Raw genomic sequence first — 14,235 nt, forward strand, 5'->3', positions numbered from 1 at the left:
CATGAAACTCCCTCGGTTACAGGTGACCCAGTCGTGACTGCGAACAACCCCCTGCTGCAAGACTTCGACCTGCCGCCCTATTCCGCCATCCGTCCCGAGCATGTCGAGCCGGCCATCGATGCCATTCTCGCCGACAGCCGCGCGGCCATCGGCGAACTGCTCAAGCAACAGTCTGGCACACCGAGCTGGGACGGCCTGGTGTTGGTGCTCGACGAGCTGCACGCGCGCCTCGGTCGCGCCTGGGGTCCGGTCAGCCACCTCAACGCGGTGTGCAACAGTGCCGAACTGCGCCAGGCCTACGAGGCCTGCCTGCCCAAGCTGTCCGAATACTGGACCGAGCTGGGCCACAACCGCGCGCTGTACCAGGCCTATCAGGCCCTGGCCGACAGCCCGGCCGCGGCCCAGTTCGAGGTGGCCCAGCAGACCATCCTCGAGCACGCCCTGCGCGATTTCCACCTGTCCGGCATCGACCTGGCCGAGGCCGACAAGCAGCGCTTCGGCGCCATCCAGAGCAAGCTGTCCGAGCTCGGCAGCCGCTTCTCCAACCAGCTGCTCGATGCCACCCAGGCCTGGACCAAGCACATCGCCGACGAAGCGACGCTGGCCGGCCTGACCGACTCGGCCAAGGCGCAGATGCAGCAGGCCGCCGAGGCCAAGGGCCTGGACGGCTGGCTGATCAGCCTGGAGTTCCCCAGCTACTACGCGGTGATGACCTACGCCGACGACCGCGCCCTGCGCGAAGAGCTGTATGCTGCCTACTGCACCCGCGCTTCCGACCAGGGGCCGAACGCCGGCCAGCACGACAACGGCCCGGTGATGGCGGAGATCCTCGACCTGCGCCAGGAGCTGGCCCGGTTGCTCGGCTTCGGCAACTACGCCGAGCTGAGCCTGGCCACCAAGATGGCCGAGTCCAGCGAGCAGGTGCTGAGCTTCCTGCGCGACCTGGCCGTGCGCAGCAAGCCGTTCGCCGCCCAGGACCTGGACGAGCTGCGCGCCTTCGCCGCCGAGCAGGGCTGCAGCGACCTGCAGAGCTGGGACGTCGGCTACTACGCCGAGAAGCTGCGCGAGCAGCGCTACAGCATCTCCCAGGAGATCCTGCGGCCCTACTTCCCCATCGACAAGGTGCTCGGCGGCCTGTTCGCCATAGTCGAGCGGCTCTACGGCATCCAGATCGAGGAGCTCAGCGGCTTCGACAGCTGGCACCCGGACGTGCGCCTGTTCGAGATCAAGGAGCACGGCCAGCACGTCGGGCGCTTCTTCTTCGACCTCTACGCCCGCGCCAACAAGCGTGGCGGCGCCTGGATGGACGGCGCCCGCGACAAGCGCCGCAGCGCCAGCGGCGAGCTGATCAGCCCGGTGGCCAACCTGGTGTGCAACTTCACCCCGGCGGTGAACGGCAAGCCGGCGCTGCTGACCCACGACGAGGTCACCACCCTGTTCCACGAGTTCGGCCATGGCTTGCACCACCTGCTGACCCGGGTCGAGCAGGCCGGCGCCTCGGGCATCAACGGCGTGGCCTGGGACGCGGTCGAGCTGCCCAGCCAGTTCATGGAGAACTGGTGCTGGGAGCCCGAAGGCCTGGCGCTGATCTCCGGCCACTTCGAGAGCGGCGAGGCGCTGCCCCAGGACCTGCTGGACAAGATGCTGGCGGCGAAGAACTTCCAGTCCGGGTTGATGATGGTGCGTCAGCTGGAGTTTTCCCTGTTCGACTTCGAGCTGCACGCCCATCACGGCGACGGCCGCAGCGTGCTGCAGGTGCTCGAGGGCGTGCGCGACGAGGTCTCGGTGTTGCGTCCGCCGGCCTACAACCGTTTCGCCAACGGTTTCGCGCACATCTTCGCCGGCGGCTACGCGGCCGGTTACTACAGCTACAAGTGGGCCGAGGTGCTGTCCGCCGACGCCTTCTCGCGCTTCGAGGAGGAAGGCGTGCTCAACGGCGACACCGGCCGCGCCTTCCGCGAGGCGATCCTGGCCCGCGGCGGTTCCCGGGAACCCATGGTGCTGTTCGTCGACTTCCGCGGCCGCGAGCCGCGCATCGACGCCCTGCTGCGCCACCTCGGCCTGAGCCAGGAGGCGGCATGACAGACTCGGCGCCGAAGAAGCGTTTTATCGCCGGTGCGGTGTGCCCGGCCTGCAGCGAGATGGACAGCATCAAGATGTGGGACGAGGACGGCGTGCCGCACCGCGAGTGCGTGCGCTGCGGCTACGCCGACACCCTGGACGAGCGCGGCAACTCGGTGGCCAAGGAGCTGCCGACCCGGGTCAACGTCGGCGCCCTCAAGCCCAAGGCCGTCGACCCCAAGGTCAAGGCGGTGCAGTTCTTCCCCAATCCCAAGCTCAAGAAACCCACGGAGTAATATCCGGGCGGCGTTTTGCTCAAGCCTGCCCCGACTCGGATGCAGTTCCGTAGCCTGGATTAGCCTAGGCTACGGTCCATTTCGCTCAGCGCCTGGTTGTGTCGATTTACGACCTCTGCAAACGATTAACTGGTAGTCCGCGCCATTCCCAGCGATGACGGGATTCGACCAGGAGAGCCGCCATGTCGCGCATACAAAGGATCAACCCCTGCCTGTGGTTCGATGACCAGGCCGAGCAGGCCGTCGCGTTCTACCTGTCGATCTTCGCCAATTCGCGGATCGTCAGCCTCTCGCGCTACGGCGAAGCGGGACGCGAAATCCACGGCAAGGCGCCGGGCACGGTGATGGCTCTGGCCTTCGAGCTGGATGGCCAGGCCTTTACCGCACTCAACGGCGGTCCGCTGCTGCGCTTCAACGAGGCCATCTCGCTGCAGGTCAATTGCCAGACCCAGGCCGAGGTGGATCACTACTGGGACGAACTCTGCGCCGGCGGCGATCCCGCCGCGCAACAGTGCGGCTGGCTCAAGGACCGCTACGACCTGTCCTGGCAGATAGTGCCCAGCGTGTTGCCGGAGCTGCTCAGCGACCCCGACCCGAGCAAGTCGCAGCGGGTCATGGCGGCGCTGCTGCAGATGCGCAAGCTCGACATCGCCGCCCTGCAACGAGCCTACACCGGCTAGCTGGGTGGCCTGGACGATTCGAGAACGGCTGTTGCGGATTGCTTCGGCGCTTATCCGGGTTATCAGGGCTGGGCAGGGGATGCCGGCGGCAGGCGACGGCAGGTACTTGGTTACAGGGCAAAATAACTGTATTTATATACAGTATTTTGCCGGAGCCGTCCCATGTCCGTTTCCCTGCCGCCGCGAGGCCGCGGCACCGCCAGCAATCCCGCCAACCGCTTCGCGCCGAGCCGCTCGGTGGCCGAAGACGACGGCTGGTTCCAGGAGGTACCGCCGAGCCGCGCCACCGAGGTGCGGGTGGAGATGGCCAAGAGCATCATCACCCGCAACCAGTCGCCGGACCTGCCGTTCGACCGCTCGATCAACCCCTACCGGGGCTGCGAGCACGGTTGCATCTACTGCTACGCGCGGCCCAGCCACGCCTACTGGGACCTGTCGCCGGGGCTGGACTTCGAGACGAGGCTGATCGCCAAGAGCAACGCGCCGAGCCTGCTCGCGCAGCAGCTGGCCAGGCCCGGCTACGTCTGCGCGCCGATCAACCTGGGTTCCAACACCGATCCCTACCAGCCGATCGAGCGCCAGCAGCAACTGACCCGGCGCACCCTGCAGGTGCTGCTCGAGCACCGCCATCCGGTGACCATCGTCACCAAGGGCGCGCTGATCCTGCGCGATCTCGAGCTGCTCGGGCAGCTGGCCGAGCAGCGCCTGGTGGCGGTGATGATCAGCCTGACCACCCTGGACGACGAGCTCAAGCGCATCATGGAGCCGCGCGCGGCCTCGCCGGCGGCGCGCCTGCGGGCGATCCGCGTGCTGCGCGCGCAGGGCGTCCCGGTGGGCGTGCTCTGTGCGCCGATGATTCCGATGATCAACGACATGGAGCTGGAGCGCCTGCTCGAGGCGGCCAAGCAGGCCGGGGCGCAGCGCGCGGCCTACATGTTCCTGCGCCTGCCGCGGGAGGTCGCGCCGCTGTTCGAGGAGTGGCTGCAGGCGCACTACCCGCAGCGCGCCGAGCACGTCCTCAGCCTGGTGCGGCAGAGCCGCGGCGGCGCGCTGTACGACAGCCGCTTCGGCGCACGCATGCGCGGCGAGGGGGCCTTCGCCGCCCTGCTGGCGCAGCGCTTCGCCGTGGCCAGCAGGCGCCTCGGCCTGCAGGGCCGCGAGGACTTCGAGCTGGACTGCTCGCGCTTCTGCCCGCCGGGCGGGCAGCTGGCGCTGTTGTGAGCGCCGCATGGCCGGTGCGGGCGCGGGTCAGCCGGTGCGACTCGCGCTGCCCCTGCCGATCGGCTAGGCGCCGCTTCTCCGGCTGGCAGGGCTACTCTGTCAAAGGGAGTACCATGGGTCAGGCGGCTGGCCGGACGGAGCCGCCTCGGCATTGTGCTCCGGCGCCGCCGCACAACCTGCAACCAGCCCGAATCTGCCAGTCACCATGAACCGTACCCTGCGCGTCCCCGAACCCTCCTTCGAACTGATGGACGATCACGAGGGCCACTCGCTGATCTATCGCCAGCATGGCTTCCCCAGCCCGCTGGTGCGCTGGCATTTCCACAAGGAATACGAGCTGCACCTGATAGTCGCCAGCTCCGGCAAGGTGTTCATCGGCGACTACATCGGCAACTTCTCCCCGGACAGCCTGTTCCTCACCGGGCCCAACCTGCCGCACAACTGGATCAGCCAGGTGGAAGAGGACGAGGTGTTCGCCGAGCGCGACATGCTGGTCAACTTCACCGACAAGGTGCTGGACAGCGGCATCCCGGTATTCGACGAGCTGAAGAGCCTGGCGCCGCTGCTGGCGCGGGCGCAGTTCGGCATCGAGTTCCGCGACCCGCGCTGCATCCGCGAGGCGCGCCAGTTGCTGCAGAAGATCGCCGACTCCCAGGGCGCCACCCGCCTCGGCCACTTCTTCATCCTGCTCGAACTGCTGGCCGCCTGCGAGGACTACCAGCTGCTCTCCGGCCGGCTGCCCACCCAGCCGGCGGACGAGCTGCATGTCGACCGCATCAACCGCGCGGTGGACTACATCTTCCAGCGCTACGCCCAGGACCTGGGCCAGGAAGAGGTGGCGCAGTACCTGGGCATGACCCCGACCTACTTCTCGCGCTTCTTCAAGCAGGCCACCGGGCGCGGCTTCGTCGAGTTCGTCAATCGCCTGCGGGTGAGCAAATCCTGCGAGCTGTTGAGCCAGAGCGACATGCCGGTGACCGAGGTCTGTTTCGAGTCCGGGTTCAGCAACATTTCCAACTTCAACCGACGCTTCCAGCAGTTGAAGGGCATGACGCCCTCGGACTACCGCAAGCAGGTGGTGCAGCGCCTGACCGAGCAAAACCTGTACTGATTTGTAGAGAATCCAGATGGATGTGCCTGATTTTGTTGGGTTGTAGCGGGTAGTTAGGGATTTGGCTCTGTTTATTGAGTGCAAAAAAGTATCGGTTCAGGTGCAGTCAGGGATTTGTTCCAGCCAGCCCCCGGAGGTGTAATGCAGGTCGACTAATACAAAAACAATACCGTGCTCCTGGTGCTGTAGCGGCTCAGGAGGGGAGTTCGAAAATGAACCAAACAGCTAAAGCACTTCTTGCTGCATCCTGCCTGTCGCTCACGGCTTTCGCCCAAGCCGCGCAGAACCTGACCATCGCCACGGTCAACAACAGCGACATGATCCGCATGCAGCGGCTCGCCAAGACCTTCGAGGAGCAGAACCCGCAGATCAACCTGAAGTGGGTGGTGCTCGAAGAGAACGTCCTGCGCCAGCGCCTGACCACCGATATCGCCACCCAGGGCGGCCAGTTCGACGTGCTGACCATCGGCATGTACGAGGCGGCGCTGTGGGGCGAGAAAGGCTGGCTGGAGCCGATGACCAACCTGCCGGCGGACTATGCCCTGGACGACGTGTTCCCCTCGGTACGCGAAGGCCTGTCGGTGGCTGGCAAGCTCTATGCCCTGCCGTTCTACGCCGAGAGTTCGATCACCTACTACCGCACCGACCTGTTCGAGCAGGCCGGCCTGCGCATGCCCGAGCACCCGACCTGGGAGCAGATGCGCGAGTTCGCCGCGGCCCTGCACAAGCCGGAGCAGGAGCAGTACGGCATCTGCCTGCGCGGCAAGGCCGGCTGGGGCGAGAACATGGCGCTGATCAGCACAGTGGCCAACGCCTACGGCGCGCGCTGGTTCGACGAGCAGTGGCAGCCCGAATTCAGCGGCAGCGAGTGGAAGCAGGCGCTGAACTTCTACGTCGATACCCTGAAGCAGTTCGGCCCGCCGGGCGCTTCCAGCAACGGCTTCAACGAGAACCTGGCGCTGTTCAACAGCGGCAAGTGCGCGTTGTGGGTGGATGCCAGCGTGGCCGGCTCCTTCGTCACCGACAGCAGCCAGAGCAAGGTCGCCGACCAGGTCGGCTTCAGCCGCGCGCCGCAGCAGGTCACCGACAAGGGTTCGGCCTGGCTGTATTCCTGGGCGCTGGGCATTCCCACCAGCTCCAAGGCCAAGGCGGCGGCCAAGCAGTTCAGTGCCTGGGCCACGTCCCAGGCGTACGCCAAGCTGGTCGCCGAGACCGATGGCGTGGCCAACGTGCCGCCGGGCACCCGCGCCTCCACCTACAGCGACGCCTACATGACGGCCGCGCCGTTCGCCAAGGTCACCCTGGAGTCCCTGAAGCAGGCCGACCCGGCGAATCCGACGCTCAAGCCGGTGCCCTATGTGGGTATCCAGCTGGTCACCATTCCCGAGTTCCAGGCCATCGGCACCCAGGTCGGCATGCAGTTCACCGCGGCGCTGACCGGCCACATGTCGGTCGACCAGGCGCTGGCCGCGGCCCAGCAGTCCACGGCGCGTGAAATGAAACGCGCCGGCTATCCCAAGTAGCCAACGCCTCCGGGCGTTCCCGGCGCCGCGCCTGCAGTCCCGATGGCCGGCGCCCGACTGCCCGCTCTCTCCCGGATTTACACGGAGTCGCCATGAATACTTCGACCCTCGACGCGCCCCTGAAAAGTGCCCCCGCGGCCAGCGGTGCCAAGCGTCGTCCACTCAAGCTCGGCTGGTTTCTGGTCAGCCCTTCGGTCGGCCTGCTGCTGCTGTGGATGATCGTGCCGCTGGGCATGACCGTCTATTTCTCGCTGATTCGCTACAACCTGCTGTATCCCGGCGAGAACCCCTTCGTCGGCCTGGAGAACTTCGAGTACTTCCTCAGCGACGCCGGCTTCATGCCGGGTGCGCTCAACACCCTGACCCTGGTCGGCAGCGTGCTGCTGATCAGCGTGGTGTTCGGCGTGCTGATCGCCGCGCTGCTGGAGGCCTGCGAGTTCTGGGGCCGGGGCGTGGTGCGGGTGCTGCTGATTTCGCCCTTCTTCATCATGCCCACGGTCAGTGCGCTGGTGTGGAAGAACCTGATCTTCCATCCGGTCTCGGGGATACTCGCGGCGATCTGGAAGTTCTTCGGCGCGCAGCCGGTGGACTGGCTGGCCGAATACCCGTTGCTGTCGATCATCTTCATCGTCTCCTGGCAGTGGCTGCCGTTCGCCATCCTGATCCTGATGACCGCCATGCAGTCGCTGGACCAGGACCAGAAGGAGGCCGCGCGCCTCGACGGTGCCGGGCCCATCGCGATCTTCTGGCACCTGACCCTGCCGCACCTGGCCCGGCCGATCGCCGTGGTGGTGATGATCGAGACGATCTTCCTGCTCTCGGTGTTCGCCGAAATCTTCACCACCACCGCCGGCGGCCCGGGCTTCGAGTCCACCAACCTGGCCTACCTGATCTACAACCACGCGCTGCTGCAGTTCGACGTCGGCATGGCATCGGCCGGCGGCTTGATCGCGGTGGTCATCGCCAACCTCGCGGCGATCGTGCTGATCCGGATGATCGGCAAGAACCTCACCAACCAGCAATGAGGCCTTGATCATGTTGACCCTCAAACAATCCCGTCGCCTGCAGAGTGTGCTGGTGGGTTCCTCGGCCTGGGCCATCGCCGCGCTGATCTTCTTCCCGATCCTGTGGATGATCCTCACCAGCTTCAAGACCGAGATCGACGCCTTCGCCACGCCGCCGCAGTTCCTCTTCATGCCGACGCTGGAGAACTACCTGCTGATCAACGAGCGCAGCGACTACTTCAGCTTCGCCTGGAATTCGCTGCTGATCTCGGTCACCGCGACCCTGCTGTGCATGCTCATCGCCGTGCCGGCGGCCTACTCCATGGCCTTCTTCGAGAGCCGCCACACCAAGCGCACGCTGCTGTGGATGCTGTCGACCAAGATGCTGCCGCCGGTGGGCGTGCTGATGCCGATCTACCTGATCTGCCAGAGCCTGGGCCTGCTCGATTCGCGCATCGCGCTGATCGTCATCTACACCCTGATCAACCTGCCGATCGTGGTCTGGATGATTTACACCTACTTCAAGGACATCCCCGTCGACATCCTCGAAGCCGCGCGCCTGGACGGTGCCACCACCCTGCAGGAAATCGCTCGCGTGCTGTTGCCGATCGCCCGCGGCGGCCTGGCCTCGACCATGCTGCTGTCGCTGATCCTGTGCTGGAACGAGGCCTTCTGGTCGCTCAACCTGACCAGCTCGGCCGCCGCCCCGCTGACCGCCCTGGTCGCCTCCTACTCCAGTCCGGAAGGCCTGTTCTGGGCCAAGCTCTCGGCCGTTTCGACCCTGGCCTGCGCGCCCATCCTGATTTTCGGCTGGATCAGTCAAAAACAACTCGTGCGCGGCCTGTCCTTCGGCGCCGTCAAGTAACAAGAGGATTTCCCCATGGCTAATTTGAAGATCCGCAACCTGAAGAAAGGCTTCGACGGCACCGCCATCATCAAGGGCATCGACCTGGACATCCGCGACCGCGAGTTCGTGGTGTTCGTCGGTCCCTCCGGCTGCGGCAAGTCCACCCTGCTGCGCCTGATCGCCGGGCTGGAAGAAGTCACCAGCGGCCACATCGAGCTGGACGGCAAGGACATCACCGACATGGCCCCGGCCAAGCGCGACCTGGCCATGGTGTTCCAGACCTACGCCCTGTACCCGCACATGACCGTGCGCAAGAACCTGTCCTTCGCCCTCGACCTGGCCGGCGTGGACAAGCGCGAGGTGCAGGAGAAGGTCGACAACGCCGCGGCCATCCTCGAACTCAAGCCGCTGCTCGAGCGCAAGCCCAAGCAGCTCTCCGGCGGCCAGCGCCAGCGCGTGGCCATCGGCCGCGCCATCGTGCGCAACCCGAAGATCTTCCTGTTCGACGAACCGTTGTCCAACCTCGACGCCGCCCTGCGCGTGCAGACCCGCCTGGAGCTGGCGCGCCTGCACCAGGAGCTGCAGGCGACCATGATCTACGTGACCCACGACCAGGTCGAAGCCATGACCCTGGCCGACAAGGTGGTGGTGCTCAACGGCGGTCGGGTCGAGCAGGTCGGCTCGCCGATGGAGCTCTACCACCATCCGGCCAACCTGTTCGTCGCCGGCTTCCTCGGCACGCCGAAGATGGGCTTCCTGCGCGGCCAGGCCGGCAAGGCCGATGCCGCCGGCTGCGAGGTGCAGCTGGCGTGCGGCGCGCGGCTGAGCCTGCCACTGGCCGCCGGCGGCCTGGCCGCGGGCAGCGCGGTGACCCTGGGCGTGCGTCCCGAGCACTTCAACATAGTGCCGGCCGGCCAGGGCCAGCTGCAGGTCACCGCCGATGTCAGCGAGCGCCTGGGCAGCGACACCTACTGCCATGTGCGCACCTCTTCCGGGGAGATGCTGACCATCCGCGTGCGCGGCGATTTCGCCCCGCGCGCCGGCGAAGTCCTCGACCTGGCCTTCGACCTGGGTCATTGCCACCTGTTCGACGCCGATGGCCAGGCCATCGCCAAACGACTGCAGCAGGCGGCCTGAGGCCGCCCGTCAGCCCCATCCAGGAATTCTCAGATGAAACTCAATCGCCAGCATCTCGACCGGCTGGCGGCGCCTATCGCGCTGCCCGCCTACCGTGCCGACGCCACCCAGCAGGGCATCGTCCATATCGGCGTCGGTGGTTTCCACCGCGCCCACCAGGCGGTCTACACCGAGGCCCTGATGAACCGGGGCGAGGCCCTCGACTGGAGCATCTGCGGCGTCGGCCTGCGCGGCGCCGACCGCGCCATGCGCGATGCCCTGGCCGCGCAGGACTACCTCTACACCCTGGTCGAGCTGGGCGACGATGCGCACGGTGCGGTGCGGGTGGTGGGCGCCATCAGCGGCATGCTGCTGGCCGAGGATTCGCCCCAGGCGCTGATCGACAAGCTGGCCGATCCGGCGATCCGCATCGTCTCGCTGACCATCACCGAGGGCGGCTACTGCATGGACGACAGCAGCGGCGAGTTTCTCGCCGAACTGCCGGACATCCAGCACGACCTGGCCCGTCCCGAGGCGCCGCGCAGCGTCTTCGGCTTCCTCTGCGCGGCCCTGGCCAGGCGCCGCGCCGCCGGCACCCCGGCCTTCACCCTGATGTCCTGCGATAACCTGCCGCACAACGGTGCGGTGACCCGCAAGGCGCTGCTCAGCTTCGCCAATCTGGCCGACCCCGGGCTGGCGGCCTGGATCGAGGCCAATGTCAGCTTCCCCAATGCCATGGTTGACCGCATCACCCCCATGACCAGCGCGGCGCACCGCCAGCAGCTGGCCGAGCGCCACGGCATCGAGGACGCCTGGCCGGTGGTCTGCGAGCCCTTCGTGCAATGGGTGCTGGAGGACAAGTTCGTCAACGGCCGGCCGGCCTGGGAGAAGGTCGGCGTGCAGTTCACCGACGACGTCACCCCCTACGAGGAGATGAAGATCAAGCTGCTCAACGGCGGCCATATGGCGCTGACCTATCTGGGCTTCCTCAAGGGTTATCGCTTCGTCCACGAGGCGATGAACGATCCGCTGCTGCGCCGTTACCTGCGCACCTTCATGGACCAGGACGTCACCCCGCAACTGGCGCCGGTGCCGGGCATCGACCTGGAGGCCTACAAGGACACCCTGATCGAGCGCTTCTCCAACCAGGCCATCGCCGACCAGCTGGAGCGCATCTGCTCCGATGGCTCGTCGAAGCTGCCCAAGTTCATCGTGCCGACCCTCAATCGACTGATCGCCGACGAGCGCCCGCTGGAGCGCGCGGCGCTGGTGCTGGCGGCCTGGGCGCTGTATCTCGAAGGCGTCGACGAGCGCGGCGAGCGCTTCGCCATCGCCGACCCGCGCGCCGCCGAGTGCCAGCAGCTGGTGGCCGACCGCGAGCGGATCAGCACCCGCTTGCTCGGCGCCGAGGCGATCTTCGGCACGGCGATCCCGAACTCGGCGGCGTTCGTCGCCGCCTTCCAGCGCAACCTCGACAGCCTGCGCAGCCAGGGGGTCACGGCCACCCTGGAGACCCTGCTGGCCTGATCCGCCAGGAATCCCGGTCCGCCTTGGGCGCCCAGGCGCCCTCATCTCATGTGGAGTCAGTTATGTATCTGGTATGTGGCGAAACCCTGTTCGATGTCTTCAGCCAGGACGCCGGCGCGCGCAGCAGCGAGCTGGGGTTCAAGGCGATTGCCGGCGGCTCGCCGTTCAACGTGGCCGTCGGCCTGCGCCGCCTGGCCGCCGATTCGGCGCTGTTCGCCGGGATTTCCACGGATTTTCTCGGTGCCCGCCTGCGCCGGGTGTTGCACGAGGAAGGGGTGAGCGGCGACTACCTGGTGTCCAGCGATGCACCCACCACCCTGGCCATGGTCGCGGTCGATGCCCAGGGCGTGCCGCATTACAGCTTCCGCGGCGAGGGCTGCGCCGACCGCGTGCTGGGCCTTGAGCATCTGCCGGCGCTGGATGCGCGGGTGCGCGGTATCCATGTCGGCTCCTACTCCCTGGTGGTGACGCCGGTCGCCGATACCCTGCTGGCGCTGGTGCGGCGCGAGAGCGAGCGGCGCCTGATCAGCCTCGACCCCAACGTGCGGCTCAATGTCGAGCCGCGCGTCGCCGTCTGGCAGCAGCGCATCGAGGCCTTCGCCGGCCAGGCCCATCTGATCAAGGTCAGCGAGGAAGACCTGGCCCTGCTGTACCCGGACCACAGGGCCGAAGAGGTGGTCGAGCGCTGGCTCGGCCAGCGCTGCCAGCTAGTGTTCCTCACCCGCGGCAGCGACGGCGCCAGTGTCTTCAGTCGCCTGCACGGCCATTGGTCGGTGCCGGCGCAAGCGGTGGCCACCCGCGACACCGTCGGCGCCGGCGACACCTTCCAGGCCGCGCTGCTGGCCTACCTGGCCCGGCACGGGCTGGACAGCCCCGCCGCCCTGGCCGAGCTGCCGATCGCCCATGTCGAGGCGATGCTCGATTACGCCGTGCGGGCGGCGGCGGTGACCTGCTCGCGGGTCGGCCCGGACCTGCCCCGTGCCCATGAGCTGCAGGCCCGCTGAAGCGCAGGCCGGCGTCGTGCCCTCCCCAACCCTATTCGCAGGAGCCGTTATGTCGCATTTCCCGTCACCCTTCGATGTCACCCGTTCGCCCGGCTGGCAGGCCCTGGCCGGGCATCGCGAGCAGTTCGCCGGCTTCAGCATGCGCGAGACATTCGCCGAAGATCCCCAGCGTTTCGCCGAGTTTTCCCTGAACGACTGCGGCCTGTTTCTCGACTACTCGAAGAACCTGATCACCCGCCAGACCCGCGAGCTGTTGGTCGAGCTGGCCCAGGAGGCGGGCCTGCAACAGGCCATCGCCAGCCTGTTCGCCGGCGCGCCGATCAACGCCTCGGAGGGCCGCCCGGCCCTGCACACCGCGTTGCGCCGGCCGATCGGCGACCAGGTGCTGGTCGATGGTGTCGACGTGATGCCCGAGGTACATCGGGTGCTGCAGCAGATGAGCGAACTGGTCGGCCGTCTGCATGGCGGCCTGTGGCGCGGCTACAGCGAAAAGACCATCACCGACGTGGTCAACATCGGCATCGGCGGCTCCTTCCTCGGCCCGCAGCTGGTCTCCGAGGCGCTGCTGCCCTTCGCCCAGCGCGGCGTGCGCTGCCACTACCTGGCCAACATCGACGGCAGCTCGTTCCACGAACTGGCGGCCAAGCTGCGCGCGGAAACCACCCTGTTCATCATCTCCTCGAAGACCTTCGGCACCCTGGAGACCCTGAAGAACGCCCAGGCGGCGCGCAGCTGGTATCTGGCCCAGGGCGGCACCGAAGCCGAGCTGCACCGCCACTTCATCGCGGTATCGAGTAACGTGCCGGCGGCGGTGGCCTTCGGCATCCGCGAGGAGAACGTCCTGCCGATGTGGGACTGGGTCGGCGGCCGCTACTCGTTGTGGTCGGCCATCGGCCTGCCGATTGCCATGTCCATCGGCATGTCCAACTTCAAGGAGCTGCTGTCCGGTGCCTACCGCATGGACGAGCATTTCCAGAGCGCGCCGTTCGAACGCAACATGCCGGTGCTGCTGGCGCTGCTCGGCATCTGGTACGGCAACTTCTGGGGCGCCCAGAGCCACGCGATCCTGCCGTACGACCATTACCTGCGCAACATCACCAAGCACCTGCAGCAGCTGGACATGGAGTCCAACGGCAAGGCCGTGCGCCAGGACGGCAGCCCGGTGCACTGCGCCACCGGTCCGGTGATCTGGGGCGGCGTCGGCTGCAACGGCCAGCACGCCTATCACCAGCTGCTGCACCAGGGCACCGCGCTGATCCCGGCGGACTTCATCGTGCCGGTGAGCAGCTACAACCCGGTCGCCGACCACCAGCAGTGGCTGTTCGCCAACTGCCTGTCGCAGAGCCAGGCGCTGATGCGTGGCAAGACCCTGGCCGAAGCCGAGGCGGAGCTCAGGGCCAGGGGCCTGGACGAGGACGAGGTGCAGCGCCTGGCGCCGCACAAGGTGATCCCGGGCAACCGGCCGAGCAACACCCTGGTGATGGAGCGGGTCAGCCCCCGTCGCCTCGGCGCCCTGGTGGCGCTGTACGAGCACAAGGTGTTCGTGCAGAGCGTGATCTGGGGCATCAACGCCTTCGACCAGTGGGGCGTGGAGCTGGGCAAGGAGCTGGGCAAGAGCGTCTATTCTCGTCTGGTGGGCAGCGCAGCGGGGACGGCGGAGGATGGCTCGACCCAGGGCCTGATCGACTTCTTCCGTGGCCGCCATCGCGGCTGACCGGCGGCGGGACCCTCCAGGCGCCCGCTGAGGGTGGCGCGGCTATGACCCGCTGCCCGCTGCGGTTGTCCAGTACAGGTTGACAGCCGTCCAGCCGCGGGGCTTCTGCGAGTCGGCGGGGCTTTTGCATC

At 67.0% G+C, this 14,235-nt stretch carries 12 protein-coding genes; all 12 read left to right on the forward strand.

Translation table 11 applies throughout. The features are described from left to right. Positions 1-33: 33 nt before the first annotated feature. Entirely contained in the window at positions 34-2,082 is a 2,049-nt protein-coding gene (gene prlC, locus I0D00_RS12585) for an oligopeptidase A (RefSeq protein WP_213640061.1), read from the forward strand. Then, a complete protein-coding gene (locus I0D00_RS12590; RefSeq protein ID WP_213640062.1) occupies positions 2,079-2,357 on the forward strand; it encodes a YheV family putative zinc ribbon protein in 279 nt (92 codons plus the stop codon). The genes prlC and I0D00_RS12590 overlap by 4 nt, the downstream gene beginning before the upstream one ends. A 182-nt stretch (positions 2,358-2,539) precedes the next feature. Continuing rightward, positions 2,540-3,037: a VOC family protein gene (locus I0D00_RS12595; protein WP_213640063.1), complete on the forward strand. Its 498-nt coding sequence runs from the start codon at positions 2,540-2,542 to the stop codon at positions 3,035-3,037. A 162-nt stretch (positions 3,038-3,199) separates the two neighbouring features. Next, complete coding sequence (locus tag I0D00_RS12600) at positions 3,200-4,258, forward strand: PA0069 family radical SAM protein (protein WP_213640064.1); 1,059 nt, start codon at positions 3,200-3,202, stop codon at positions 4,256-4,258. A 205-nt stretch (positions 4,259-4,463) separates the two neighbouring features. After that, entirely contained in the window at positions 4,464-5,369 is a 906-nt protein-coding gene (locus I0D00_RS12605; RefSeq protein WP_213640065.1) for an AraC family transcriptional regulator, read from the forward strand. A gap of 212 nt (positions 5,370-5,581) precedes the next feature. Next, complete coding sequence (locus I0D00_RS12610; RefSeq protein ID WP_213640066.1) at positions 5,582-6,892, forward strand: ABC transporter substrate-binding protein; 1,311 nt, start codon at positions 5,582-5,584, stop codon at positions 6,890-6,892. A 92-nt stretch (positions 6,893-6,984) separates the two neighbouring features. Further along, complete coding sequence (locus tag I0D00_RS12615) at positions 6,985-7,917, forward strand: carbohydrate ABC transporter permease (protein ID WP_213640067.1); 933 nt, start codon at positions 6,985-6,987, stop codon at positions 7,915-7,917. Positions 7,918-7,927: 10 nt separating this feature from the next. Further along, positions 7,928-8,761 carry a carbohydrate ABC transporter permease gene (locus tag I0D00_RS12620; RefSeq protein ID WP_213640068.1) on the forward strand — a complete coding sequence of 278 codons (834 nt, stop codon included), beginning with the start codon at positions 7,928-7,930 and terminating at the stop codon, positions 8,759-8,761. A 15-nt stretch (positions 8,762-8,776) separates the two neighbouring features. Further along, on the forward strand, positions 8,777-9,880 hold the full coding sequence (locus I0D00_RS12625; RefSeq protein ID WP_213640069.1) for an ABC transporter ATP-binding protein: 1,104 nt from the start codon (positions 8,777-8,779) through the stop codon (positions 9,878-9,880). A gap of 33 nt (positions 9,881-9,913) precedes the next feature. After that, entirely contained in the window at positions 9,914-11,386 is a 1,473-nt protein-coding gene (locus I0D00_RS12630) for a mannitol dehydrogenase family protein (RefSeq protein WP_213640070.1), read from the forward strand. A 62-nt stretch (positions 11,387-11,448) separates the two neighbouring features. Next, positions 11,449-12,390, forward strand: a complete 942-nt coding sequence (locus I0D00_RS12635; RefSeq protein ID WP_213640071.1) for a carbohydrate kinase family protein — start codon at positions 11,449-11,451, stop codon at positions 12,388-12,390. A 49-nt stretch (positions 12,391-12,439) separates the two neighbouring features. Then, complete coding sequence (gene pgi / locus I0D00_RS12640; RefSeq protein ID WP_213640072.1) at positions 12,440-14,104, forward strand: glucose-6-phosphate isomerase; 1,665 nt, start codon at positions 12,440-12,442, stop codon at positions 14,102-14,104. Positions 14,105-14,235 lie beyond the last annotated feature (131 nt).

The organism is Pseudomonas lalucatii, from assembly GCF_018398425.1.
GTDB lineage: Bacteria > Pseudomonadota > Gammaproteobacteria > Pseudomonadales > Pseudomonadaceae > Aquipseudomonas > Aquipseudomonas lalucatii.

Coding starts and splice junctions, on each gene's coding strand:
- I0D00_RS12590 (WP_213640062.1), top strand. CDS start 2,079: ATGACAGACTCGGCGCCGAAGAAGCGTTTTATCGCCGGTGCGGTGTGC.
- I0D00_RS12595 (WP_213640063.1), top strand. CDS start 2,540: ATGTCGCGCATACAAAGGATCAACCCCTGCCTGTGGTTCGATGACCAG.
- I0D00_RS12600 (WP_213640064.1), top strand. CDS start 3,200: ATGTCCGTTTCCCTGCCGCCGCGAGGCCGCGGCACCGCCAGCAATCCC.
- I0D00_RS12605 (WP_213640065.1), top strand. CDS start 4,464: ATGAACCGTACCCTGCGCGTCCCCGAACCCTCCTTCGAACTGATGGAC.
- I0D00_RS12610 (WP_213640066.1), top strand. CDS start 5,582: ATGAACCAAACAGCTAAAGCACTTCTTGCTGCATCCTGCCTGTCGCTC.
- I0D00_RS12615 (WP_213640067.1), top strand. CDS start 6,985: ATGAATACTTCGACCCTCGACGCGCCCCTGAAAAGTGCCCCCGCGGCC.
- I0D00_RS12620 (WP_213640068.1), top strand. CDS start 7,928: ATGTTGACCCTCAAACAATCCCGTCGCCTGCAGAGTGTGCTGGTGGGT.
- I0D00_RS12625 (WP_213640069.1), top strand. CDS start 8,777: ATGGCTAATTTGAAGATCCGCAACCTGAAGAAAGGCTTCGACGGCACC.
- I0D00_RS12630 (WP_213640070.1), top strand. CDS start 9,914: ATGAAACTCAATCGCCAGCATCTCGACCGGCTGGCGGCGCCTATCGCG.
- I0D00_RS12635 (WP_213640071.1), top strand. CDS start 11,449: ATGTATCTGGTATGTGGCGAAACCCTGTTCGATGTCTTCAGCCAGGAC.
- pgi (WP_213640072.1), top strand. CDS start 12,440: ATGTCGCATTTCCCGTCACCCTTCGATGTCACCCGTTCGCCCGGCTGG.